At 67.6% G+C, this 401-nt stretch carries 1 pseudogene; it reads left to right on the top strand.

Annotated elements, in window-relative coordinates:
• Positions 1-24 precede the first annotated feature (24 nt).
• Positions 25-401: pseudogene (locus AC1DK4_RS40850) on the top strand (hypothetical protein); the annotation flags it as partial.

The raw sequence follows: 401 nt of genomic DNA, 5'->3' as shown, positions 1-401 counted from the left end.
GAGTGGGAGTTCATCCGCCGCTACATGAACGAGGGCGGCCTGTCGGCCGTCCCGAAGCCGCGCATCAGCTCGCAACTGCCGCTGCCGTGGCAAGCCTTCATCGCGCAGTTCGAGGCCTTGGGGCCCTTCCTGCGCGAAGGCGGTCCCCTCATCTGGGTCGGCTGCCTGATGATTTCGCCGGCTTTCATCATCCTCGGCTTGTCGCACTGGGCATCGCTGCTGCTGTGCTGGCGACCGCGCTGGCCCAAAGTCATCCGCGAGGCCGGCCTGCCGGGCAAGCCCATACCCGCCTTGTCCACTGCCGACAACTACCCGCCAGACATCCGCGAGCAGCTATTGGCCAACGCGCACCGCTGGGCCGTGCGTCCTGGTCGTCGGCGCCCAGATCGCAAGCACGTCGC

It is taken from the genome of Cupriavidus sp. 05N38 (assembly GCF_056397345.1).
Note: the sequence above shows the minus strand (reverse complement) of the source record. Positions and strands in the feature narration are given on the sequence as shown.